Source organism: Rothia sp. P5764 (assembly GCF_048512965.1).
Classification (GTDB): domain Bacteria; phylum Actinomycetota; class Actinomycetes; order Actinomycetales; family Micrococcaceae; genus Rothia.
Window position 1 is genome coordinate 31,226 of sequence record NZ_JBLXXQ010000005.1, and the last position, 23,140, is coordinate 54,365.

General features: G+C 57.9%; 23 protein-coding genes. 10 read left to right on the plus strand and 13 right to left on the minus strand.

The features are described from left to right. Positions 1-1,269, plus strand: a complete 1,269-nt coding sequence (locus tag ACN08Y_RS08085) for a PLP-dependent aminotransferase family protein (RefSeq protein WP_419112361.1) — start codon at positions 1-3, stop codon at positions 1,267-1,269. A 96-nt stretch (positions 1,270-1,365) separates the two neighbouring features. Further along, entirely contained in the window at positions 1,366-1,941 is a 576-nt protein-coding gene (locus ACN08Y_RS08090) for a hypothetical protein (RefSeq protein WP_419112362.1), read from the plus strand. A gap of 157 nt (positions 1,942-2,098) precedes the next feature. Here the strand turns inward: ACN08Y_RS08090 and ACN08Y_RS08095 are convergent, their stop codons facing one another. From ACN08Y_RS08095 to ACN08Y_RS08125, 7 genes are all read right to left on the minus strand, one after another. Next, positions 2,099-3,502, minus strand: coding sequence for an LGFP repeat-containing protein (locus tag ACN08Y_RS08095; RefSeq protein ID WP_419112363.1), 1,404 nt, complete (start codon positions 3,500-3,502; stop codon positions 2,099-2,101). A gap of 715 nt (positions 3,503-4,217) precedes the next feature. Further along, positions 4,218-4,715 (minus strand): hypothetical protein, encoded by a 498-nt coding sequence (locus tag ACN08Y_RS08100; RefSeq protein WP_419112364.1) that lies wholly within the window; start codon positions 4,713-4,715, stop codon positions 4,218-4,220. Between the two features lie 5 nt (positions 4,716-4,720). Next, positions 4,721-5,947 carry an MFS transporter gene (locus ACN08Y_RS08105; protein ID WP_419100296.1) on the minus strand — a complete coding sequence of 409 codons (1,227 nt, stop codon included), beginning with the start codon at positions 5,945-5,947 and terminating at the stop codon, positions 4,721-4,723. A gap of 72 nt (positions 5,948-6,019) precedes the next feature. Then, on the minus strand, positions 6,020-6,211 hold the full coding sequence (locus ACN08Y_RS08110; RefSeq protein WP_419100295.1) for a hypothetical protein: 192 nt from the start codon (positions 6,209-6,211) through the stop codon (positions 6,020-6,022). A gap of 223 nt (positions 6,212-6,434) precedes the next feature. Further along, the gene (locus ACN08Y_RS08115) at positions 6,435-6,623 is read right to left on the minus strand and encodes a hypothetical protein (RefSeq protein ID WP_419112365.1); all 189 of its coding nucleotides are present in this window, start codon (positions 6,621-6,623) and stop codon (positions 6,435-6,437) included. Between the two features lie 24 nt (positions 6,624-6,647). After that, positions 6,648-6,869, minus strand: a complete 222-nt coding sequence (locus ACN08Y_RS08120; protein ID WP_419104951.1) for a hypothetical protein — start codon at positions 6,867-6,869, stop codon at positions 6,648-6,650. 47 nt (positions 6,870-6,916) lie between these two features. Continuing rightward, positions 6,917-7,123, minus strand: a complete 207-nt coding sequence (locus tag ACN08Y_RS08125) for a hypothetical protein (protein WP_419112366.1) — start codon at positions 7,121-7,123, stop codon at positions 6,917-6,919. A gap of 317 nt (positions 7,124-7,440) precedes the next feature. Between ACN08Y_RS08125 and ACN08Y_RS08130 the strand changes: the two genes are divergently transcribed. Beyond that, entirely contained in the window at positions 7,441-8,172 is a 732-nt protein-coding gene (locus ACN08Y_RS08130) for a glycerophosphodiester phosphodiesterase family protein (RefSeq protein WP_419112367.1), read from the plus strand. Positions 8,173-8,284: 112 nt separating this feature from the next. Next, a complete protein-coding gene (locus ACN08Y_RS08135; protein ID WP_419112368.1) occupies positions 8,285-9,778 on the plus strand; it encodes a DUF1846 domain-containing protein in 1,494 nt (497 codons plus the stop codon). An 89-nt stretch (positions 9,779-9,867) separates the two neighbouring features. On the opposite strand, the gene ACN08Y_RS08140 is transcribed toward ACN08Y_RS08135, so the two are convergent. The 4 genes from ACN08Y_RS08140 to ACN08Y_RS08155 form a co-directional block, all read right to left on the minus strand. After that, positions 9,868-10,251, minus strand: a complete 384-nt coding sequence (locus ACN08Y_RS08140; protein WP_419100292.1) for a cupin domain-containing protein — start codon at positions 10,249-10,251, stop codon at positions 9,868-9,870. Positions 10,252-10,357: 106 nt separating this feature from the next. Beyond that, entirely contained in the window at positions 10,358-10,975 is a 618-nt protein-coding gene (locus ACN08Y_RS08145; protein WP_419100291.1) for a lytic transglycosylase domain-containing protein, read from the minus strand. A gap of 137 nt (positions 10,976-11,112) precedes the next feature. Continuing rightward, positions 11,113-13,974 carry a multicopper oxidase domain-containing protein gene (locus ACN08Y_RS08150; protein ID WP_419112369.1) on the minus strand — a complete coding sequence of 954 codons (2,862 nt, stop codon included), beginning with the start codon at positions 13,972-13,974 and terminating at the stop codon, positions 11,113-11,115. Between the two features lie 100 nt (positions 13,975-14,074). Beyond that, positions 14,075-15,349, minus strand: coding sequence for a hypothetical protein (locus ACN08Y_RS08155; RefSeq protein ID WP_419112370.1), 1,275 nt, complete (start codon positions 15,347-15,349; stop codon positions 14,075-14,077). Between the two features lie 193 nt (positions 15,350-15,542). Between ACN08Y_RS08155 and ACN08Y_RS08160 the strand changes: the two genes are divergently transcribed. Genes ACN08Y_RS08160 through ACN08Y_RS08180 form a run of 5 tightly spaced genes read left to right on the plus strand, consistent with a single transcriptional unit; the run spans position 15,543 to position 20,368 of the window. Further along, positions 15,543-16,046 (plus strand): DUF456 domain-containing protein, encoded by a 504-nt coding sequence (locus ACN08Y_RS08160; protein ID WP_419104945.1) that lies wholly within the window; start codon positions 15,543-15,545, stop codon positions 16,044-16,046. A 21-nt stretch (positions 16,047-16,067) separates the two neighbouring features. Further along, positions 16,068-16,550 (plus strand): hypothetical protein, encoded by a 483-nt coding sequence (locus tag ACN08Y_RS08165; protein ID WP_419112371.1) that lies wholly within the window; start codon positions 16,068-16,070, stop codon positions 16,548-16,550. A 6-nt stretch (positions 16,551-16,556) separates the two neighbouring features. Then, entirely contained in the window at positions 16,557-17,849 is a 1,293-nt protein-coding gene (locus tag ACN08Y_RS08170; RefSeq protein WP_419104943.1) for a glycosyltransferase 87 family protein, read from the plus strand. A gap of 46 nt (positions 17,850-17,895) precedes the next feature. Then, on the plus strand, positions 17,896-19,044 hold the full coding sequence (locus tag ACN08Y_RS08175) for a lysostaphin resistance A-like protein (RefSeq protein WP_419112372.1): 1,149 nt from the start codon (positions 17,896-17,898) through the stop codon (positions 19,042-19,044). A 10-nt stretch (positions 19,045-19,054) separates the two neighbouring features. Beyond that, positions 19,055-20,368, plus strand: a complete 1,314-nt coding sequence (locus ACN08Y_RS08180; RefSeq protein WP_419112373.1) for a M18 family aminopeptidase — start codon at positions 19,055-19,057, stop codon at positions 20,366-20,368. Between the two features lie 295 nt (positions 20,369-20,663). Here the strand turns inward: ACN08Y_RS08180 and nadE are convergent, their stop codons facing one another. Next, positions 20,664-21,485, minus strand: a complete 822-nt coding sequence (gene nadE / locus ACN08Y_RS08185) for an ammonia-dependent NAD(+) synthetase (RefSeq protein ID WP_419100284.1) — start codon at positions 21,483-21,485, stop codon at positions 20,664-20,666. 184 nt (positions 21,486-21,669) lie between these two features. On the opposite strand from nadE, the gene ACN08Y_RS08190 reads away from it, so the two are divergent. After that, a complete protein-coding gene (locus tag ACN08Y_RS08190; RefSeq protein ID WP_419112374.1) occupies positions 21,670-22,392 on the plus strand; it encodes a DUF4870 domain-containing protein in 723 nt (240 codons plus the stop codon). 203 nt (positions 22,393-22,595) lie between these two features. Here ACN08Y_RS08190 and ACN08Y_RS08195 read toward each other — a convergent pair whose 3' ends face one another. Next, complete coding sequence (locus ACN08Y_RS08195; RefSeq protein WP_419100282.1) at positions 22,596-23,021, minus strand: low molecular weight phosphatase family protein; 426 nt, start codon at positions 23,019-23,021, stop codon at positions 22,596-22,598. Positions 23,022-23,140 lie beyond the last annotated feature (119 nt).

The window sequence follows — 23,140 nt, forward strand, 5'->3', positions numbered from 1 at the left end:
TTGAGTAAAATAGCTAACCTGCTGGCAGAAGCGACCCCCGCTGAAGCCCGCATCATGCACCACTTTGCCGACCGTGCCGCCGGTTTCCGCCCCTCGGCAGTGCGCGATGTTTTTGAGGTCGCCATGCGCCCCGGCATCATCTCCCTGGCCGGTGGAAACCCCGACCTGGACCTGCTGCCGCTGGAACAGCTCGGTGCTATGAGTGCCCGCATCATTCAAGAAGAGGGCCTAGAAGTTCTGCAGTACGGCTCCGGCGCGGGCCTGGAAGAACTGGCTGAGCTGGTCTGCCAGTTCATGGAATCTGAAGGTGCCCGCCCATCCGTGGACGATGTTCAGATGACCGCAGGCTCCCAGATGGGACTGGACCTGGCCACCAAACTTTTCGTCAACCCCGGGGATGTCATTCTGGCAGAAGGCCCCACCTACACCGGTGCCCTGGGCGTTTTTGAGGGCTACCAGGCTGATGTGCGCCAGGTCGCACTCGACCAGGACGGCCTGGACCCCGCCGCTGTCGCCCAAGCCATTGCTGACATCCGCGCTGAGGGTAAAGAGGTCAAGTTCCTCTACACCATCCCCAACTTCCAGAACCCCACCGGCATCACCCTCTCGGATGAGCGCCGTCAAGAGCTGGTGCGTATTTGCCGCGAAGCTGACGTACTGATTGTGGAAGATAACCCCTACGGCCAGCTCTCCTTTGACGGGGTGCGCCGCCGCTCCCTCTACTCCCTGGACCCCGAGAACGTGCTCTACCTGGGCTCCTTCTCTAAGGTCTTCTCGCCCGGTGTGCGCGTGGGCTGGATGGTCGCGCCCTTCCGCGTCCGCAAGTTCTTGCAGATTGCCGGTGAAGCCGTCACCATCTGCCCTTCGGTGCTCTCTCAGCGCCTGGTGCTGGGCTTTATGAGTGAGGGCTTGTGGGAGTCCCATACCCGCCGCACCGCCGCCCTCTACCAGGCCCGTTGCCAGGCTGTGTTGGATGCCTGTCAGAAGTACATGCCCGCAGGCACCACCTGGACAGTGCCTGAGGGAGGTTTCTTCACCTGGCTAACCCTGCCCCAAGGGTGCAAGTACGCCGACGCCACTGACGCCCTAGCCCCGGCCATTGAAGCCGGTGTGGTCTTTATCCCCGGTTCAGCCTTCTACGAGCCGGTAGAAATCGAGGGGAAACTGGTCAATCCCGGCGCTAACCAGCTCCGCATCGCCTTCTCCGCTATCGAGCCAGAGGCTCTGACCGAAGGCGTCAAGAGACTGGCTGAGGTGCTTGCCGGGTAATCCCCGCCGAGGGTAATAGGTGCGGGCGCAGGGTGAGGCTTGCGCCCCGCACCTTTATATTATTCGCAGCAGATCGCAGGAGAAGAGGTGGAGCCTATGTTAGAGAAAGCCAGCAAAGCCGCTACCGAAATCTTCTCGCCCTTTGTGCTCTCCGGGCTGTTGCTGGCCATCATTGCGATCGCCACAGACCCCACCTGGGTCGTACCCGTGGCGCTCTCACTCCTCTTTATCGTGGCTATCCCCCTGGCCCTTTCCCTCTGGATGCACCGCACCGGCAGGGTAGGGGACCGCTTCATCCAAGACCGGGCACAGCGCACCCCCTTCTATGCGGGCACCCTGCTTTCTTTCGCCGCCGGGGCGCTGGCCCTGAACTTCGTGGATACCAGTAGCCAGGTGCCCCTGGCCCTCAACCTGTCGGTGGCTATGTTGCTGGTCGTTGCCCTGGTCAACCTCAAAATTAAGGCCAGTATGCACGCACTGGTGGCCGCCCTCTTCGCCCTGGTCTTCCCGCTCTACACGCCCCTGCCCACCCTGGGTTACGCGGTGGGTGCAGGAGTGTGGGCTAGCACCGTCTACTCCCGCTACTACCTGCGCAAACACACCGTCCCTGAGCTGGCCCTGGGCACGCTCTTTGGGGTCGCGCTCGCGGCTGTCTTCTTGGGGCTGAGGTAGAGGAGACAACAGAAAAATGTTGGCCTCAGATACTTTCAACCGACTGAAAATTCCTATACTCCCGGGATGTACCCCTGTTCCGTGCAGATTTCCTGGTGAAGGTTTCAAAAAGCCCGGGCTAGCTCAACAGCTAACCCGTGCTTTACCCGTGTACGTCTTAGATGCGGGACTCAGTAATGCGCCCGTCAGGAGTCCACGTCAGCCTGTACCCCTTGCTGAAATCAACAAAGTAAGAACCGTCGGAGTTCGCCGTCTCATCGCTGGAGGGGAAACCGTACTTGTCAGTATGCCCGTGATTCAGCCAGGCAAAATACAAGCCACCACGAGCACTTAGCACGTGAGTTCCGGTGTTGGGGGACCAAATGAAGGCTGATTCAAAACCTGAACGGTTTCTAAAGAACTGGATTGCGCCACCACCGCGGACCCCTAACTCATCAGAGCTGGGAAACCCTACAGTGTTAGCGGCACCTTTACCGGCCCATCGCCAGAAGATACCTCCACGACCGTTCATCACATGGGTGCCGGTAGCAGGTGACCAGTAGAAACGGGACTGCTCCCAGCCCCGCTCAAAGACTTGGCGGGCACCGTATGAATAGACAGTCTCATCTTCAACCGGGAAACCGAAGGCACCCGTGCCTCCGCCGGCAGTAAACTTTCTACCTATACCGCCGGGTTCCCATACCGTAACTGTCCTGCCAGAATGAGCAGCCCAGTATAGAGCTGTTACCCCACCATTAGGAATTTTAAACTTTTGCACAGCACCGCCAGATATAGCTGTTTCGTCAAACAGGGGGTAACCTATACCATTCTCGTAACCTAGCTGACGGTACCGTGCACCAATACCGCCGGAGAACCATACCCGCGCAGTAGCAATAGATGGGTGCCAGTAAATAGTGCTGTTCGAAGAGAACTCCTGGGCCACACCGCCGTATGTCACACTGAATTCGTTGGTCGTGGGGTTCCCTAATGCGCTAGGCCCACCTTTTGACCAGTAGTAGTTGCCGATGGCCCCCTGGAGCTTAAAGCCGTTAACGGTGCTGGAATTGCGTTTTTGCACGCCTGCACGAGATAGAGAGGTCTCCAGGATCCACGGGAAGTTATAGGCATAATGATCTCCCTCGGTGTAGGTAATCTGGGTATTCCAGAAACCCTGATTACGGTAGTTCGTATAACCAGACCGGGCAGCGCCTAAGGCGGACCAGTTGTGAGGCCAGGTAACGCCTATACCATCGTTTTTGCCCACAAACCAGTACATGGGTTGAGCTTTAAAATTTTCAGAAGCGATGGTCTGCATCTGTCCATATCCACCGCCTCCCACCATAATTGAGCCGCCACCGCTACGCCAGGATTCCTGCTGGTCGGAATTGAGTTCAAAAGATTGGAATTCGGCCCCACCAGAGTAGCCAATAGTCCAGATACGGTTCCGATCGATACCAGCGTGGGACTCAAACCACTGCGCAAAGGAGCGGAAATAATCGCCGTTAGCGTCTTGATCCTCCCACCAGGTGATACCGTTGATTGAAGAATTCTTGTCTGGAGAAATTACAGGTACAAATACCATATTGCGTTCATTTGCAATACGCGCCATATTCAATAAATCGCTATTTGAATTGGGTGAATGAACTTTTGACTGGGAGTTATACCAGTAGTCACCGTCCAAGTAATAGACCACACCAACCGGTTGTGACCAGTCAATGCCGTGGGCGTACACGTGGTATTGAGAAGCACCGTAGGATTGATAGGTTCCAGACGCTGTGACTGCAGCTGCGGGGGATGTGTTTGCACCTACTGTCAAGAGACTTGATGCTACCGTTGCACAGATGAACGTTCCTAAACTAGCTGTGCGCAGGGCGCCGATAAGTTTATTCTTTATATTTTTCATGCGAACTGTGCCTTTGACGTGTGTAAATGAAAATTGTTGTGTGCGTGAAACAGGTTTACCCCCCATGTGTGCAAAGGGTTATCACTGAATTCAATATCTATTTGAGCATTTTTTGGGCTTAGAAGCTACTAACAGGGATATAAAATGTCAATATTTTCTATAAGTGGATGAAGGGCGCACTTTGATAAAGGTTTTATTTATTGAACTTAAAGTTCAATATCTATGGCACTATCTGATAGATATGTAGGGCTACTTGTTAGCCGGTGTATCGTAGAGCTCTAAATGCCGGGAATGCCCCTCCGTGCTAGGAAAATTAGGAACGCACCCAGCCAAATGCGGTGGTAGTCGTTCATGATATCTCTCCACATGTGAGGGCAGGTATATCTGGTGGGGTCTAAGAGCCTGTGTGGCCGCTGTCTTTTCTGACCTGCTCCAGGGTCTGCACGAGGTCTAGGGCCTGCGCTTGATCCTTCATGACAACCTCATAGGCGCTACCGTCCTTCACGGTGAGACTCACGCGGAACTTTCCGCCCATATTGACCCGGTATCCCTGCGCGGTCTTGACAACAGGCCAGTTAATAGCCCCGGAATTGAGCCCAGAATCTTCTTCCGTCTGGACGGCCACGATATCCGAGTAGGCTATGTCCCTGCGCCACAGGGGTGCCCTGATTTCCAGGGCGGAGCCGAGGTGCACCTGCACCTTAAAGAGGGAAAGGTAGGCCGCGTCCAGGAGTACTAGCACAAAGATCGAGGACAACAGGGCGGGCAAAATGTTCCCCGTCCTGTCCGTCAGAAATAAGGGAAGTCCAAGAGATAGTGCAAGGACAAGAGATACAAGACCTAAGGAGGCTATAACCATGGTGGCCGGACGGGCAAGGTACTTTTTACCCATGTCACTCAACTTTCGGTAGTCCCGGGGGTGCTAGTGTCCTCATCAAGGTAGCGGTGAGCGATTGGTAGCCACAGGAGTGCCATGAGCGCCAGCACAAGCGCAAGTGCGGCAACAGTACCGCCCGGGCTGGCTCCGGCACCCCACCCAATCAGTGGGTTCACAGCTATACCCACCAGGCTACCAAGAGTGCTAGCAACATTGAGTACCGTGGCTCGACGGTGCGCCGGGATAACCTTATTAGCCACAGCCCGTGTGATGGGGCCTCGCGCGTGCATACCAAGAACCACCAGCACAAACCCCGCAATCACAGCAGCAGGGTGCGGGACAACCATCAAACCGAACCCTGCAACCCCGTAGCCCATAGCCAAGAGCAGACTGTTCCTGCGGCCCAAACGATCAACCACCGAACTGGCATAGTGGTTATAGAGAGCGGCCAGCAACTGTGCCGAACCGCCGATGATTCCCCAGGTGGCGACCGGTACCTGCGCAGCCTGGAACAGTGGCTGGTTGAGTGTAAAAACAGCGTTAAAAATGACGAAGGCCGCGCTGGAGGCAACCGCCGTATAGAGCAGAACAGGGTTGGTCAAAAGCAAGCCGGTACCACCTCTAAGGCTTGCCCAAGTGTTCTCAGGCTCCGGGCCATTAGCCTTTGTAGGTTGCTGGCCGGGCAGGAAAGCAACAGCCACAGCGGCACCAAGCGCAAAGACAGCACTGACGGTAGCCGGTAGCCAAAGGCTATGCGCCGCCATTAAACCGCCGGCAACAGACCCAACCACCCCGGCCCCCAGTTCTAAGGAACTCAAATGACCCCATACACCTACCGAAATATCGTCGGCGGTCTCACCCAGCGAGTCATAAATATAGGCGTCCTGCACACCGGTGAGCATGGCAATGCCCAGCCCACTGAATACGAAGGATAAGGCAAAAGCGCCTAGGGAGTGCCCAGCGGCAAAAAGTATCTCGGCCACCGCGTTGAACACAAAACCGGTCAGGATGACCCAACGCCGATCTACCCGGTCTGCCACCAGGCCAGAAGGCACCTCGGCTACGAGAATACTGGCCAGTAGGATGCTTTCCAGCAGGAAAATATCCTCTAGGGACAGCCCCCTGGATGTCAGGAACAGGGCGCTGACCGGGACGTAGAAGGAAAATCCCGCTGCGACAGTTGCTAGGGCAATAGGTAGCAGGGAACGGTCTTTCCACACGCGGGAGGCAGCGGTGGGAGCACCCATGAGGACCTCCATATCCGTGGGCAACGCAAACTTCAAAGAGCGGGGGAGCCCAGGGCTCCCGTAGCTTACCTGCTAGGTGTCCTGCCGGTTCCGGTAAGCAATGAAAGCTAGAGCAACAAGAGAGGCAAGGCAGGCAACATACAGGACAACAGACCTGTAGCTTTGGTCAACAAAAGCAACAACGACAAAGATTATTGCCAGGAGGGCAACAAGAACCCAGGCAACAATACTATTGCTGATCTTGGCCCGATTCTTTTCATTCATACCTAGCATGTTATCGGGTAGCGCTATTGGGGGAGTAAAAAATTACCTCCGGATTGTTGAAACAGAAACGCCGGAGGTCACCCCAAAAGAGCCTCACGGGGAAGGTAACGGCCCGATTTACTTCGGTATGGCAGTCGGTGCAGTTCTGGGTCTGATGGCCTATGTGAAGGGCTGGCTCTAGGTAGCGGCAGGTAAAGGGAGGGCGGGAGCTACCGCTAACATTTTATGAGTCCCGGTTTCTTGCTTTGCTTGATAGCCTGCCAACGGCATACACAACTGCGGTTCCGGCAGCCGTCATGAGAATCCCAAAAATGATGTGCCCGTGGCCGGGGTCGCGGATAATCATCTGGAGTGAAAAGCCTGCCAAAATGAAGGCAGTCCAGAGAACGTAGAACATATACGGTTTGCGCATACCTACATCCTTTCATGCGGTGTTTTAAGGAGTCCGCTCCGATCTCTGCGCGTGCTTCCGGAGAGAGGGAGCAAAGACGACCCCCAGCCCCATCGCAGAGATGACCGAGACGGGGGTAAAAATAGCGACCGGGTCACTGGCTATGGCAGAAATAAGCAGCCACTCAACCGCCAGTAGTGCAATCACTGCGGCCGCAAGAAAAGCTGAGTAAGTAAACATGTGGCCCATATCCAGTTTCTGATGCATGAGGCCAACCTTTCGTAAGAGGGGAAGACACCTGGGTTTCTGGGAGCTTACAGCTCCGGAGCCTGGTGTGATGATGGGGCGACCAAGGCCACCGCCAGGGTTGTGGCAAAAGCCAGGCCAAATGAGGCTACAGCGAGGAAAGAGCCAAGGCTCGGGTCGGCATCCGGCCGGTTCAGCAAGCTGAACCCTGCAGATATGCCAGCCAGTGAGAGGACCCAGGCAACTGCTAGAACACGCGATACTTTTGATCTCATACCTACAGTATGGCGTGACTTGGGTCTCGTTTGTGGCATGTTGATGCCGTGGCGAAGCTCTGATCTGCGGACCCGGTGCTTAGTGTGCGGCGCAAACCTTCATGCGCGTGTGCTTTGAACACGCTGGTGAAGGTTTTCACCGCATTCAGTTTGTGGTGGGTGGGGGGAAGGCTAAGCCTGCAAGGAGACGTAGATGAGCTATGTGGGCATGGGTAGGCCAGCGCAGGCGGCTCCGGCACTGAACTGCCACCCACCGTTCACCCGCGCTTTGCCCGCACGTGAGCGTCCCCACCGCCGCCCTGCCCCATAATGGTGCTATGCGTATCTTTGCCCACCGGGGAGCCTCCGGAACCCGCCCCGAAAACACCCTCACCGCTTTCACCGCCGCCGCTGACGCCGGTGCCACCTGGGTCGAAACCGACGTAGACCTAGCCGCCTGCGGCACCCCCGTCCTCCTGCACGACACCGACCTAGACCGCACCAGCAACCTGACCGGCTCCCTCTACACCTACACCGCCGCCCAGCTTGCCACCGCAGACGCCGGCTCCTGGTTCTGCCCCGATTACGCCGGTGAGCCTGTACCCACCCTGGACCATCTCGTCACCCTGGCTAACGAGCGCGGGCTGAGCCTCAACATCGAACTTAAATCCAACGAACAGGGGGCAGAACGCTCCCACCTGCTCATTGACCGGGTCATTGCTGAGCTGGCTCACCTTGACCCCGCACGGCAGGTTATCGTGTCCTCCTTCAATCACCTGCTCTTAGCTGAGTTCAAACGCCGCGCCCCGCAGTACGCCGTGGGGGCGCTCTTTGTGGCCGAGACCTTCCAACCTGACTGGCTCTCGGTCCTAGAGCTAATTGATGCTCAAGCCGCCCACCTGGAGGACCGGGGTCTGACCTGCGCAAGCGTGAGAGCCCTGCGCCAGGCCGGCTACGGGGTCAATGTGTGGACGGTCAATAGCGCCGCCCGCGCCAATGAGCTCAAAAACTGGGGTGCCACGGGCGTTTTCACTGACTACCCGGAGAGGCTTCTGCACCTGGAAAGCTAGGCCGGAACAGGCCTGAGGTTAGCTTAGTCCCGACCCACCACGGGGTTAGAGTGCCTACTCTCACCGCGCCGTCCCTGCCCTGGGCGGTGCGGGCTTGCTAGGCTTGAATTCCATGGTGAACAAAATTGGTTTTGACCGTGAAAAATACATTGAGATGCAGTCCCGGCACATCCAGGAGCGCCGCGAGCACATCGGCGGCAAGCTCTACCTAGAAATGGGCGGCAAACTCTTTGACGATATGCACGCCTCCCGCGTCCTGCCGGGCTTCACCCCGGACAACAAAATTGCCATGCTGGAGCAGCTACGCGACGAGGTAGAAATCCTGATCTGCCTAAACGCCAAGGACCTGCAACGCAACAAGATTCGCGCCGACCTGGGCATTACCTACGAGGACGATGTTCTGCGCCTGGTCGATGTCTTCCGCGACCGCGGTTTTCTGGTTGAGCACGTTGTGCTGACCCAGATGGAGGACGATAACTCCCAGGCTCTTGCCTTCAAGCAACGCCTAGAGCGACTGGGGTTGAGGGTCTCGCGCCACCGCGTCATTCCTGGTTACCCCACCAACACCGACCTGATTGTGTCCGAAGAGGGGCTGGGCCGTAACGAGTTCGCGGAAACCACCCGTGATCTGGTGGTTGTCACCGCACCCGGCCCTGGTTCTGGCAAGCTGGCTACCGCGCTCTCGCAGGTCTACCACGAGAACAGGCGTGGGGTTAAGGCGGGCTACGCCAAGTTTGAAACCTTCCCTATCTGGAACCTGCCCCTAGAACATCCGGTCAACCTGGCCTATGAGGCCGCCACTGTGGACCTTGATGACGCTAACGTCATTGACCACTTCCACCTGACCGCCTACGGCCAGTCCACGGTTAACTACAACCGTGACGTTGAGGCCTTCCCCCTGCTGAAGGTGCTCCTGGAAAAAATGACCGGCACCAGCCCCTACCAGTCACCCACCGACATGGGCGTGAATATGGCCGGTAACTGCATCACTGACGATGCCGCCTGCCGCTACGCTTCGGAGCAGGAGATTATCCGCCGCTACTTTAAGGCCCTGGTCGATGAGGCTCGCGGTGGCCTGGACTCCACCCAGTCGGATCGTGCCGCTGTGGTTATGGCTAAGGCCGGGCTTAAGCCTACCGATCGCCCGGTGGTAGAGCCTGCCTGTGCCCGCCAGGAGTCCACCGGCGCACCCGCCGCCGCCCTGGAACTGTCCGATGGCACCATCATCACCGGTAAGACCACCGATCTTCTGGGCTGTTCGGCTGTTGCCCTGCTGAACGCTCTTAAGCACCTGGCCGGGCTGGACGATAACAAGCACCTGCTGTCCAACGAGGCTTTAGAACCCATCCAGCGTCTCAAGACCCTGCACCTGGGTAGCAAGAACCCGCGCCTGCATACCGATGAGGTGCTGATTGCTCTCTCAACGTCAGCGGCCCATGATGAGGATGCCCGCGCCGCCCTAGAGCAGCTTAAGAACCTGCGTGGGGTGGATGTTCACACCACCACGATTCTTGGATCTGTGGATGAGGGTATTTTCCGTTCCTTGGGCATGCTGGTGACCAGCGACCCTAAGTTTCAGAAGAAGTCGCTCTACCAGAAGCGCTAGATTCTGAGCGCTCATAGAGTGAGCTGGCCCCGCCCCTTATTCTGGCACCCGCACGGTGCAGAAGACCGGGCGGGGCCTTTGCTGTATAACTAACCCCGATAAGTGGCGTCGTCCACGGGTTCACCCCAGGTGACGAACTCACCGGCCTGGTTGAAGGGGGTCACCGCAATGTGGGTCATGGGCCCTTCTGCGGTGGCCCCGTGCCAGTGGTTAACACCGGGTTCAAAGAAGAAAGCCTCGCCCGGGGTGAGGGTGCGGGGTTCTTGGCCCTCAAGCTGGTAGATGCAGCTTCCGGAGGTCACCACAATGAGCTGGCCAACATCGTGGGTGTGCCAGTTAGTGCGTGCCTCAGCTTCAAAGGTGACGGCTAGTGACTGGAGCTGGCTACTGGGGGCCAGCGGGTGCATGTAGGCTTTGCCGGTAAAAGCGCCTTCGGGTGCGGGCTTGCCCAGGGGGAAGAGGGAATCAGTCATGGGATCTCCTTACAGTAGGTTTAGCTCCATTATCCCGCGCTGACTTAGCCTAGGCACTCTATTTCATGCTCTGCTCAGTGTGTTCTGCAGGCAGGTGCGGCAGGTTTTAGCCAACCAGCCTGGCCTGTGTAAATTCAGGGGAGGGGGAGCAGGTCACTGCATATTTGGTGGCGGCCAGTTCATCAATTTTTGCCACATAGTTCTGGGTTTCAAAGTAGGGGGGAATACCCTCGTATTCTTCTACCGCGCCGGGGCCAGCGTTATAGCCAGCTAAGACGAGATCTTGCAGAGGAGTCTGGTCCTTAGCGTAAGGAGCTAGCCGCTCTGAAAGATAGGCCAGGTAGCGGCCCTGCGCGGCAATAGAATCTTCGGGGCTATCAATATCGCCCTTGCCCCAGATGTCCCAGGTGTCCTGGGTGAACTGGGCCAGGCCGTGCGCACCCGCGTGGGAACGCGCGGTCAGCCGCCAACCAGATTCGGTTTCGAGCTGGGCCGCTAAAACACCCGGTCGCAAACCGGCTACCTGAGCGGCCCCTTCAATATCATCACGAAGCTCAGTGGGGGCGTAGGTCAAATCGGTGCGCCCGCAGTAGTCCTCGTAGGTAGCAGAAAGCCCCACGACACCGACACCCATCAGCACCGCTGATGAAAGAATGTGCCAGTGCGCAAGCAACCCCGCGCCGATGCGCAGGGCGATTTTGGGCTTGGTGCGTTCAGTAGTCATTAGTAACAGCCTACTTGAAAACCGACCCTGAGAGCGGGCCAAAAGCCCCCTGATACCCCCGAAGGTGACGTACCCAACCCCCACAAGATGCCCCCGGCTCTAGTAGAGCCGGGGGCATCAGGTTTCTTATCGAATGACTAGTCGGTGACCTTAATCTGACCGCGAGCGCCACGTTCGGCGGCCGCGAAGTCGTGGTTGACGAAGGTATAGGTGCCTGCCTCGGTGAAGGTCATCTCCACGAAGCCACCTTGGGCGGGGGCTAGGTCAAGGGCTTGGGAGGCCCCCTTGGTGCTGCCGAAAGCGTCCCCTCCGCCTTGGAGTAGGTAGCCGCCCTCCTTGTAGACGGTGTCGAATTGGCTACCGACTATGTGGAAGCTGAGGTCGCCTCCGGGGCCGGCGTTGAGTACCCAGATGCGCACGCGCTCACCGGTTTTTGCTGTCAGGGGGTCGCGTAGGTATTGGGTGGCGTGGCCGTTCCAGAGGGTGAGGGTGGGGGTGCCTGCCGCCAGGCCTTCGGGTGAGATGTTGGTCAGTATGCCTTCGGGGGTGTTACCGGCCTGGGTGAGCGCGACTTCGCTTTGGACGAGCAGGTATTCGCGGTCTACCGGGGGCAGGTCCGGTGGGTCGATGACTACCGCGCCGAACATGCCTGCGGCTAGGTGGGTGCTCATGGGCATGGTGGAGCAGTGGTAGAGCCAGATGCCTGAGGCGGCAGCCTCGAAGCGGTAGACCAGGGTTTCACCGGGGGCTATGGTGCGCATGGGTTGGTCGGGGGCTACGGTGCCGGCGTGGAAGTCGATGGAGTGCCCCATACTGCCATTGTTGACCAGTGTAATTTCAAAAATATCGCCGACTTTGCCGTGCAGGGTGGGGCCCATGTAGGAGCCCTTGTAGGTCCAGGCGTTCAGGGTGGTGCCGGGGGCTATTTCGCGGGTGAGTTCTTGAACCTCGAAGGTTTGGCGGTGGACGGTGCGCCCGTTGATGTTTTCGCCCTCGGGGATGGGTGCTAGGGCGGCGTCCCGGCTCTGGTAGTTTGCTGAGATGTCGCCTTGCAGGTCAATGTCGGTGGGGGAGAGTACCTGGCCTGCGGCGGTGTGCCCGGCCTGCTGACCGCCGGTGCCCTGAGTGCTGGTAGCGCCGGTGGCAGTTACCTGAAAGGTCATGCCCATGGCCCGGTGGCCCATGACGGAGCACCAGCCTTCCAGATCCTGGGTGATGGTGCCGACCTCTACGGTCTTTGTTTCCCCGGGGTTGATGCGCCCGGTGGAGGTGCCGTTGGCAAAGGTCAGGTCGTGGGCGTTCTTGGTATCGGTGTTGTGGACTTCGATGACCAGCCGGTTGCCTGCGGGTACCTCGGCGGTGTTGGGGGTAAAGCGCATGTCGGCGGTTGCCTCAACGGTCAGGGTGGTGGTCTGGCCGGTAGCGGCGGAACCGGTCCCGCCTGCCGCCAGTCGTGCCCGTGCGGCGGGATCAGCTGCCACTCCCAGGCCTACAACCAGCACCACTGCCAGCGCACCGATGAGGGCATGGCGCAGGTGGGGTACCGGTTGGGGGCGCTGGGCTTCCGGGTCTGGGACGGGGGCTTCACCCCGGGCGCGGGCCTGAATCATGGCTTTGCGGATAGCTACTGACTGTTTGACCCCGCGTAGCATGAGCGGGATAAAAGCGAAGAGGGTGAAAGCTCCCAGCAGGGAGGCCGCTGTGCGTACCCATGAGCCGGTGATGTTCACGGGCAGAATAAAGACCAGAAGAGCCAGGTTAATCATGGTGACTCGGCCGGCTGAGAAGCGGTTGAACTCCCGGTTAGAGGCACGCACAGCCTTAGGCCCACCGCCCATCCGCGCGGGGAGCAGGTAGCTCATGGCGCCCAACAGCACCTGGGCTAAGAAGCCTGCCACAAAGACGGGGGTGATGGGGCGTAGGCTCAGGCTCTCTAAGCCCTGGGTGAGTACCAGGACGGCGGCCCACAGGACACCCACCAGCAGCCACACCATACCGGCAGCCACCGAGAAGGTGGGGTAGTCAGAGGGTTTCTTGGCGGCGGTGGTTCCTACCATGAGCACACCCACCAGAATCAGGGCGGCGGCGTACAGTATCAGGCCGGATGTAGCCAGGGGAACATTCCCCATGAGGGCACCGGTGACGGTGAGCGTGAGCCCGGCGCACATGAGCACCAGCGCGCGGGAAGAACGTGCCACAGCATCGGGGAGCATGACGGTGCGGAGCATCGTGGGCCAGAGCGTCATGAGCGTGCCGACCACGGTGATGCCCACAAAGCCTAGGACGTTCACTGCCTCATGGGCTAAAAGTAGGCGGGAATGCCAGGTGGCACTGGTGCCGTCGTAGGCCAGGAGTGCACCGAAAGTAGCACCCAGGGGCAGGAGCCAGGAGGCGGCAATGTAGTACCTAATGCTGGTACCGAAACGGGCAGGCAGGGCAGAACGCATTTGCTGAAGTAGGGCCAGCCCGTGCCAGGCCACCACAAGCCCCACCCCGGTCGAGCCAATCAGGGTCAGGGGGTAGAGGTTGAAGATGACCCCCACCATGAGCACAACTATCGAAGCGTTGAGCGTGTAGATGCGCACCAGCTGAACCGGGCGGGCGCTGTCGGGCAGCTTGTTTTTGAGCAGGGCCTCGGTAAAGTGCTGGGACCAGACCAGAATAGAGTTGGTTATCAGCCCCAGGGTCACCATGTGCACCATCAGCCAGAGCGACTCGGGAATCCACCGGTGGGTCATGAGCACCGCAAAAAGCGCAAACATCCAGAGGGAGACGGGTTTGGAGGCCTTGCGGTGCCATGTTGCTCGGCCGGTAGCTATATCGCGGGCCTGGCGCTCGCTGATAGGGGCGCCGGGTGCATCTACGGGGCGGGTCCCGATGCTGAGTTCCTGCCGGTAGCCACGGGTGGGTGCGGTGGGGGAGTTCCCTGACCCCTGCGGGCCTGGTGCCTGATGCGGCTTAGGTGCGTTCTCTGGTTGCTGGGGGGTGGGCTCCGCCATCATCACTCCAAAATATCGTATATCCTATGCGGATTATATCAACTGGAGGCGGTTCGTCGCCATAGGAAGCCTATGCCCTACGGCTGATGCGGGCTTTTAGTTATGAAATTTCATCTACTGGAATATCTTTATCAGTGAATCTTAAAATTTCTATATTTTTGAGGGTGTCCTCGCCATCTCTAGATTTTTTATCTTTGATTAAGATATCCTCGCCATCTCGGGTAAGAACGTACTCAGTCGATTTACTAGATAGCTGAACTACATCATTGCCATCTTTGCCATCGATAATGTTATTACCTTTATTCCCCAATAAGATGTTGTCTAGGTTGTTGCCCTCAAGATTAGAATTTTTGGCACCTGTAAGTCTAGCATTTTGATTATATTGTGACTTGAAGGTGTAAGTTTCGTTCTGATCCAAGTAGAGTTTGAATGTTCCGTCAAAATCCGGTGAAATTCTTTCCATATAGGATAGCTCTGGGCCGACAAAATCAGTGATGACTTCGTACGCCGCCGGGTCCTTTTCTTGTACTTGAGATCTATTTTTAGGAATGTAAATTCCCCACATCCCCTTATCATTTTCGGTATATGCTTCCCAGAGGCCATAATAGGAGTCGATCCCAGAAACTATATACTCGTTCTCCAAGCTACCCTCGGCCTCTAGCTCTTTGAGCCAGTCAAGAGAATTTAGCCCCCACAGGCCTTTCTGGCCCCAGTCCGCTTTATTCTGCGGGAGAGCTTTATCCATTCCCGATTTTATTTTTTGAGCTAGTTCAGATTCAGCGGCAGGCCTTGTAGTTGTGCCTATGCCTTCACCGTGGACTAAATGAAAGATTTCTTCGTAGGAGGCATCCCTGTGTGAATAGTCATTGTCCATGTACCATTTGCTGCCTGCAGTAGGCGTTTCCATCTGATAGAGGGGTTGTCCCAGTAGGGCATCTTCAGGTGTTTTTCCATCCCCATCAGATCCGTTTGGCATTACAAGAACCGCTCCGTTGTCGGCCATGGAATTAGCCACTGCAGTTTTATCGTATTTTGCTGTATTTGTAAGATAAAAACTCAGTATATTGTATGCTTTCAGAACTTGCTCATTTGTAACTTGGCTAGCAGCAACTATGGTAATGGGTTTACCGTTTGGAGCAATATATTTAATGTACTTATCATAATATTTATCGTAGTCACCGCCTAGGGTTGATACATCCTTCGATATACTACCTTCGTCAATATAAATTACATATTTTTTATTCTCGAAAGATTGCTCTTTTCCAATTTTCTGATCGCTTGAAGGGCTTGCGTTGACATTGGTATTTTCCGCACCACAACCGGTAGCCATGACAGTTGAAGTTATGAGGAATAATGTTGTTAGCGTTTTTTTCAATTTAAAATCCTTAGTTTTATATTTAGGGTTCAAGGTGCTGTTTGGAGGTGGCTGGGATTTCTTAAAAATTTAATTTTATCTTTTTTAAATACTAGCTGAGGGAGTATATTTTAAACACCAATTTTATCATGGAAATTGGGCTCGCCCCACGCACGTTAGGATTTTTTGTATAAAAATTCCATAAACTAGAGGCATGTATTTCGTTTTCCTTATCACTCTCGGGGCCGCTCTGCTCATTGCCCTAGGCTGTATCGGTATTGTTTACCCGGTTCTGCCCGGCTCCCTGGCCGTCCTGGCAGGAATCCTGCTCTGGAGCCTCACCCTGCGGAGCCCCGAAGGGTGGTGGCTTCTAGGGCTGGGCGCACCCATCGTCCTTGCCGGTATGATGGCTCAAGCCCTCCTGACTGGGCGCACCCTCAAACGCAGGGCTATCCCCAACTCATCTATCCTCTGGGGAGTGGTCGGTGCCGTAACCGGCATGTTCCTTATCCCCGTGGTTGGCCTGTTCGTGGGGTTCGCACTTGCCCTCTTCCTGAGCGAAACCACCCGCAGCGGCGGTGACCTTACTACCTCGCTGGCAAGCACCTGGGCCGCCCTCAAATCTATGGGTCTAGGTATGCTCATCGAACTAGCCGCCGCCCTCACCGCTGGCAGTATCTTCACCGTTACCGCCATCATCTACTTCGTCACTGCCTAAAGAACGGTAAAGTAATCTCTCGTGAAAACTCTGCCTGCCTCCCTGATCCTGGCCGCCACCGCAATCATCCAAGCTCTCGGTATCTTCCGGTACACCGATGACACCATGGCGCTTTCTGGCCAAATCTTCTTCCCCGTCCTCTTTGCGCTCATGTCTATCTACATCAGCTGGCGTAACCGTGAGGGCACCGGTAAGTTTTCACTGGCCCACATCATTATTCTTGCCCTGGCCGTTGTTGCCCTGGGCGCAACGGTTGCAGGATGGAACGCCAGCCTCTACTACTTCTACCCCTCCTACTACGTCTTCTACGCGGCCCTGGGGCTCCTGGTGCTAGAACTAGCCCTGCGCATAGCGGCTTTACCCAAGAAGGAAACCAGTAAGAAAGAAGGGGTGGACAAGCGCCTACCCGGTAGAGCCAAAACCCGCAGGGGAACCAAGCTGGTCGCCGTCCGCAAAGACTCGGCCACCAGGGACCGGGGAACGGCTGCGGACCCCCAGGAGTAGCTAGTTGTGAACATTCTTCGCCTGAGCGCCACGCTACCGGCTCGCCACCGTATCTGGCCGATCCTGACCGCTATTTTCTGCCTAGCGGTCATGCAGTGGCACATTCGCCACTCCATCTTTCTCAACGGCCAGGACTTCGAGGTCTACCGCACCGGCGCAGGCGTGGTCTTTGGCGACCTTTACCCGGGTAAAACCCTCTATAACTACTACCTGCAAGAGGGCAAGCCTATTGCCCTGCCCTTTACCTACCCGCCCTTTGCGGTCATGGTCTTTGCCCCCTTTGCTTTCCTGCCCCTGGGCGTCGGCGCTGGAGTGATGACGCTCCTGGCCATGAGTGCAGCCCTGTGGATTTCGGTTCTGGTGCTCAACTACGCCCGCTTACGCGGGGTAACCGTACCCGGTGAGGCCCTCCTCGGTAGCCGCTCACTGGTTCTTGTTCTGGCTACCTGTATCACCATGTTCAGCCCCTGGGACCGCAGCATCGGCCTAGCCCAGATTAACGCCCTGATTCTGCTCTTGGTCATGGCTGATCTGCTCCGCCCTGCCAGTCGTCTGCCGCGCGGTGTCCTGATCGGTATTGCCGGCGGTATCAAGCTCACCCCGCTGGCCTTTGGGCTGATTCTACTCATGCGCCGGGACATCAAGGGCCTGCTCACCCTGGGCGCTAGCTTCCTGGCTACGGTAGCCGCGGGCTTCGTCTTTATGCCCGCCGCCGCCCGCGAGTTCTGGTTCTACGCCATTTCTGACCCCTCCCGCGTGGGAAACATCAACTACGTGGACAACATCTCCACCCTGGGCTGGCTCCTGCACTTAGGTCTGACCGAAGGCCCCCTGCTGACCGCCCTGCGCGGCAGCATTATTGTGGCCCTACTGGCGGGGGTTGCCTACCTGATTCCGGTTCTTCACCGCCGGGGCATGGTGCTGTCACAGATAGCCCTCAACGGCTTCCTCATGCTGGCCATGTCACCGATTTCCTGGTCCCACCACAACATCTGGCTACCCCTGCTCATGGCGGGCCTGTGGCTGGACGCCTTCCCCGTCTTCTTCGCCCTAGCTACCAAACCGGTGCGCTGGCTGGCGGCAGGTCTAGCGGTACTGGGCTGTGCCGGTCTGATTTACGGGCCGATGCGCATCGGTATCCGCATGGACCCGGCCACCCACAACCTGGACGAGCTCAGCCACCTGGCGCTGAGCCTCTCCGCCCTGCCCATCATCTGCCTGAGCGCCCTGGTGCTGCTCTGGGCTCTGGTGGCCTTCCGCTACCGTCAACAGTTAGCGAGCACCCAAACCAAAATCTAGGGTCAAGCCCCTACGGGCCTCCCCAAAAATACCTAGGGTAGATACTATGACTAGTTCGCAGATGCCTCCCCAATACGGACCCGCCCAAGAAACCACACCCCCTGCTCAGACACAGCAAGCGGTGCCTTGGTGTGCCCCCGTCACTCCGCAGACCCCGAACACCCAGCCGCCACCCTACCTACCCCCGGTAGGCTGGCGGCCCGGCTACCGGCAAGAGCACCAAGAGCTGGGCTACCACCGCCTAGCCCTGACCGACCCCAAGAGCCGCTGGTGGAAACCCCTGGTTGAGGCAGTAATTGGTGCTCCCCTCTACCTTGTTCTGGCCCTTATCTTGAGCATAGCCCTGCTCATACCCAGCCTGATGAGCGCCCTCAAGGAGCAGGCCACCTCCGGGCAGATGACCATCGATGCCACCGCCACAGCCAGCGACATGACCGCCCAGCTCCAAGCCCAGGCCCTTACAGACCCCCTTATCTTCACAGTGCTCTTCGGGTCGGTAGCGCTCATGTTCCCCTGCCTCTGGTTGGCCCGCCTCATCATGGGCCCCAAGCCCTGGGGTCTGATTCACTCCGTTGCGGGCCGTCTGCGCTGGGGCTGGCTCATGGTATGCCTGGGCCTGTCCACACTCATCATGGTTCTGATCCCCCTGGCCCTTGATGCAGCTACCGGGAGCACCTACCAGCTCGCACCCCAAGCTCAGGGCACAACCCTCATAGTGCTCCTGATCTGTATTGGCCTCGTTGTTCCCTTTCAGGCCTATGCCGAAGAACTGGTCTTCCGGGGTTTTCTCATGCAAAGCATCGGCCGCTGGCTCAAACACCCGGCCTGGGCTATCGTCCTGCCCGCCCCACTCTTCATGCTGGGCCACATGTACGACCTCTGGGGTCAGCTGTCCGTCCTGACACTGGGGATCGCCGCAGGCTACATCACCTGGCGCACCGGCGGGCTTGAAGCCGCAATCGCCCTGCACACGGTCAATAACCTCGTCGCTATGACCTTCGGGGTCTTTGGCCTGGCTGACCCCTTCCTGCAAGAAGGCTCTAACCTAGCAGGCTTTACCTCATCACTGATCACCAACGGTATTTTCGTGCTTGTGGTTGTGCTCCTTGCCAAGAAGAAGAACCTAGCCCGCACCCGCCCCGCGCAGGTCTGGGTCAAAGAACAGCCAACACCCCGCCCCGCCCCCGTCCGGTAAAATGTGTCCCATGACTCTTCCGGCTGATACCCCGCTTGACCCCCGCACCAACATCGATGACCTGGCGGCCTTTATTACCGCCTCACCCACCTCCTTCCAGGCCGCCGCAGAAGCCGCCCGCCGCCTAGGCACCGCCGGCTTCACCCCGCTTGATGAAGAAGCAACCTGGGATAGCTCCGCAGCAACCGGCAAACACTTTGTGGTGCGCGACGGAGCGATCATCGCCTGGGCTGGTACCCAATCCCATACCGGCTACCGTGTGCTCGGTGCCCACACCGACTCACCGGGGTTCAAAGTCAAGCCTAAGTCATCCATCCGCACCCTGACCTGGAACCAGGTAGGAGTCGAAGTCTACGGCGGACCCCTACTCAACTCCTGGCTCGACAGAGAACTGCGCCTAGCCGGACGCCTGACCCTACTGCTCGACGGTCACCTAGAAAACCGGCTGGTCGCCACCGGACCCATCGCCCGCCTACCCCAGCTCGCCATCCACCTGGACCGAGAAGCCAACAACGGTTTTAAGCTGGATAAGCAGGGCAACCTCTACCCGCTCTGGGGCTTCGGGGACTCCACCGGAGACGTCCTGGCCTACCTAGCAGAACACGCCGATGGCGGGCCGGTAGACCCCGCCACCATCGTGGGCTACGACCTCATGTTCGCCGATGCAACACCCCCCAGCGTTTTCGGCGAAAACCAGGAACTTTTTGCCTCGGGCCGTCTGGATAACCTCAGCTCCGTGCACGCCGGGCTGACCGCCCTCACCCGCTACGCCGCCCACCAGCCGAACAACCCCCAGCACACCGTCATGCTGGCCGCCTTCGACCACGAAGAAATCGGCTCAGAAAGCCGCTCCGGTGCCGCCGGGCCCTTCCTCGAAGACGTACTGGTTCGACTCTCCCAGGCCAGGGGAGAAACTGTTGAGGACTACCGCCGAACCCTGGCCGCCTCCATCTGCCTCTCATCCGATGCGGGGCACCTGGTCCACCCCAACTACACCGGCCACCACGACCCCACCGTTCGCCCCCTACCCGGTGGCGGGCCCCTGCTCAAAATCAACGCCAACCAGCGCTACGCTACCGATGCGGTGGGGGCCGGTATCTTCGCTCAGGCCTGTGCGCTCGCTGGGGTTCCCTACCAGGAGTTCGTATCGAACAACAATGTTCCTTGCGGCTCTACCATTGGGCCTATCACCGCCACCCGCCTGGGTATGCGAACTGTCGATGTGGGTGTTGGACTCTTGTCTATGCATTCGGCCCGGGAGCTGACCACCGTAGCTGATATGGCCTACCTGGCCCGCGCTATTGAGGGTTTCTACCGCCTCTAATTCTCTGTGCCCTTGGCTTCGCCAACACCCTTAACGCCAGCCCCGAGCCAGTTGGCTCAACCAAGGGCACAGAGCTTGAATACCAGGCCTATGCCAACACCCTTGACGTCAGCCCCGAGCCAGTTGGCTCAACCAAGGGCACAGCGCCCAAGACACCAAGCTCTCCAAGACCCTTAACGCCAGCCCCGAGCCAGTTGGCTCAGCCAAGGGCACAGCGCTCAAGGTTCCGCTCCGATAAGACTTTAAAAAGTCAGCCCCGCACCAAGCCGGGCGGGGCTGACTTCAAGCAAAAGTGTTACCTGTACCAGGTATCAAAGACGGTGACCGGGGTGGTGCGTTTATGGCGTGAGCGCAAGAAACGGCCCTCAATATTCTCAGCAGCCGCAGGGTCAATCTCTTTACCCTCAAGATAGTCATCAATCTGGTCGTAGCTGACACCCAACTCGTCCTCATCGGTACGGCCCGGTTTGCTATCGAGCAGGTCAGCGGTGGGCACCTTCTCCCAGAGCCTCTTTTCAGCCCCCAGAACCTTGAGCAGCTCACGGTTTTGGCGCTTGTTGAGGCCAAAGAGAGGCATTATGTCGGCCCCGCCGTCCCCGAACTTGGTAAAGAAGCCGGTCACAGCCTCCGCCCCGTGGTCGGTCCCCACCACGAGCAGGTTCCTCTCACCGGCTAGGGCGTACTGGGCGATCATGCGCGCACGCGCCTTGACGTTGCCCTTATTGAAGTCCGAAATCGGCTGGCCGGTGGCATCGGCAAATGCCGACTCGAAACCATCAACAGCCGCCGCAACGTTATAGGTCACGGTCTGCTGGGGCATGATAAAGCGCAGGGCGGCCTGGGCGTCCTCCTCGTCGGCCTGCACCTTATAGGGTAGGCGCACGGCAATAAACTCGGCCTGGATATCCTCAAGTTCCAGCGCCTCCACCGCGAGCTGGCAGAGCCTGCCCGCCAGGGTGGAATCTAGTCCCCCGGAAATGCCCAGCACGAAGCCGCGGGTCCCGGTAATTTTGAGGTAGTCAACCAGGAACTGCACGCGTTTGCGGATTTCCTCGGTGGGATCGATAGTGGGTTTAACACCCAGTTCTTCAATAATGTGAGCCTGTAGTTCGCGCATGACTCCATGCTACTCGGGAGCCCTCTCCTTGCGCTTTATCTAGCCCCAGAGAATGAGAAAGAGGTCTTATATGCTCATCTGTGAGGATGATTTCAGAGCAGATGAGGCCCCTCAACGGTATAAACCTGTCGGGGTTGACTTAGAGTATTAGGTAGAAGTAAAAAATCCCGCGAAAGGCTTCAGCGTGACTGAGCAGAACAATCCTCACCTGCCCCACCAGAACAGCAATTCATCAATCGGCCCTGAGGGTGAGGCTCCCCAGTCACCGAACCACCGGGCTGAGCCGGAACCAGTCGAGCAGGCCCCCAACGCCCCCCAGCAGGACACCCCGGTGTACGGTCAGCCCAGCCAGCAGACACAGGACTACACCGCTCGGCAACCCGATTCTGCCCAAGCTGACCCCTCCGCACCGCAATCACCCGGTTACGGCCAACAGCCTCCCGGTCAGGCTGGTGCCTACAGCGCACCTGGTTACGGTCAGTCCGGCCCCAGCCAGCCGGGCGTTGGTCAGCCAACCTTTGATGCCTACGGCAACCAGATTCCTTCTGATGCCAAATCTATGGCGTTGTTCGCCCACCTTTCAGGTCTGATTGGGCTGGTAGTTACGGTCTCATCCCTTAATTTTATTGGGCCTCTGATTTTCTGGTTCATTTACAAGGACAAGCCCGGCTACCAGTTCGTGCGTTACGCAGCGGCTGGGGCCTTTAACTTCTCCTTCACCATGTGGCTTATCAACGTGGCTGTCTGGATTCTTACCATTGCCACGCTTGGTATAGCAGCGGTATTTACCTGGATTATCCTGCTTGCTGTTTGGGTAGCCCTCATTGTTCTGCACATTATTGCCGCTGTTAAGGCAAATAACGGGCAGGTCTACGACTACCCCATGGCCATCAAGGTCCTGAGCTAGTAGGCCTTTAACGCTCAAAGGGACTGGAAGCACCGGGCTAATGCGGTGCCTTCCAGTCCCTTTCCCTTATAAGGGGTAGGCCAGACTCATGCTCCTTGCTGACCTTCTCACCTGGTTCGCTATCGCTCACACGGCGATTCACACCCGCTCCGAGCCAGCAACTTCGCTGTGAGCCTTCTGCTACCACGGATGAAAGGTAGGTATTAGCCGGTCAGCTCGTCCAGCAGGGCCAGGACACGCTGGTTGATGTCATCACGGATCAGCTTCATGCGCTCAGCTCCCTCAATCCCGCGCAGGGACGGTTCATCGGTTTCCCAACGCTCGGTCTTAGCTTCAATCTCGGGGCTGACCCCTTCAAGGTGGGCGGCGGTACCAACAATAATGATGCGGTCGGCCTCCTGTAGCTCCTGCTCGCTCGCGTACTTGGGGTAGCCGGTGCTCATATCGGCCCCTAGCTCAGCTAGTGACTCAGCAGACTCAGCGTTTACAGCACCACCAACCGCGGCCTGAGTTCCCGCTGAGGTGGCGACCACCTGCCCCTGGGCGTGCAGGTTCATCAGGGCCTGCGCCATCTGTGACTTTCCCTTGTTGGACTGGCAGACAAAAAGGACGCGGGGTGGGGTTGCCATAGCTCTCCTCAGCTTGAGTTCGGTGACTAAAGATAAGCCTAGCGCCCAGGGCGGCTGGCCAGCTGTACCCTGCAAAAATATGCACAAGTGAACCTGGCTGGGTCCGAAAGAAGAGGAAA

Bases quoted from the DNA above. Each gene is read 5' to 3' on its own strand.
- ACN08Y_RS08105 (WP_419100296.1), bottom strand. From the start codon at position 5,947: ATGGGTGCTCCCACCGCTGCCTCCCGCGTGTGGAAAGACCGTTCCCTG.
- ACN08Y_RS08095 (WP_419112363.1), bottom strand. From the start codon at position 3,502: ATGGTATTTGTACCTGTAATTTCTCCAGACAAGAATTCTTCAATCAAC.
- ACN08Y_RS08135 (WP_419112368.1), top strand. From the start codon at position 8,285: ATGGTGAACAAAATTGGTTTTGACCGTGAAAAATACATTGAGATGCAG.
- ACN08Y_RS08090 (WP_419112362.1), top strand. From the start codon at position 1,366: ATGTTAGAGAAAGCCAGCAAAGCCGCTACCGAAATCTTCTCGCCCTTT.
- ACN08Y_RS08160 (WP_419104945.1), top strand. From the start codon at position 15,543: ATGTATTTCGTTTTCCTTATCACTCTCGGGGCCGCTCTGCTCATTGCC.
- ACN08Y_RS08125 (WP_419112366.1), bottom strand. From the start codon at position 7,123: ATGAGATCAAAAGTATCGCGTGTTCTAGCAGTTGCCTGGGTCCTCTCA.
- ACN08Y_RS08175 (WP_419112372.1), top strand. From the start codon at position 17,896: ATGACTAGTTCGCAGATGCCTCCCCAATACGGACCCGCCCAAGAAACC.
- ACN08Y_RS08140 (WP_419100292.1), bottom strand. From the start codon at position 10,251: ATGACTGATTCCCTCTTCCCCCTGGGCAAGCCCGCACCCGAAGGCGCT.
- ACN08Y_RS08100 (WP_419112364.1), bottom strand. From the start codon at position 4,715: ATGGGTAAAAAGTACCTTGCCCGTCCGGCCACCATGGTTATAGCCTCC.
- ACN08Y_RS08110 (WP_419100295.1), bottom strand. From the start codon at position 6,211: ATGAATGAAAAGAATCGGGCCAAGATCAGCAATAGTATTGTTGCCTGG.
- ACN08Y_RS08180 (WP_419112373.1), top strand. From the start codon at position 19,055: ATGACTCTTCCGGCTGATACCCCGCTTGACCCCCGCACCAACATCGAT.
- nadE (WP_419100284.1), bottom strand. From the start codon at position 21,485: ATGCGCGAACTACAGGCTCACATTATTGAAGAACTGGGTGTTAAACCC.
- ACN08Y_RS08195 (WP_419100282.1), bottom strand. From the start codon at position 23,021: ATGGCAACCCCACCCCGCGTCCTTTTTGTCTGCCAGTCCAACAAGGGA.
- ACN08Y_RS08120 (WP_419104951.1), bottom strand. From the start codon at position 6,869: ATGCATCAGAAACTGGATATGGGCCACATGTTTACTTACTCAGCTTTT.
- ACN08Y_RS08145 (WP_419100291.1), bottom strand. From the start codon at position 10,975: ATGACTACTGAACGCACCAAGCCCAAAATCGCCCTGCGCATCGGCGCG.
- ACN08Y_RS08150 (WP_419112369.1), bottom strand. From the start codon at position 13,974: ATGGCGGAGCCCACCCCCCAGCAACCAGAGAACGCACCTAAGCCGCAT.
- ACN08Y_RS08115 (WP_419112365.1), bottom strand. From the start codon at position 6,623: ATGCGCAAACCGTATATGTTCTACGTTCTCTGGACTGCCTTCATTTTG.
- ACN08Y_RS08130 (WP_419112367.1), top strand. From the start codon at position 7,441: ATGCGTATCTTTGCCCACCGGGGAGCCTCCGGAACCCGCCCCGAAAAC.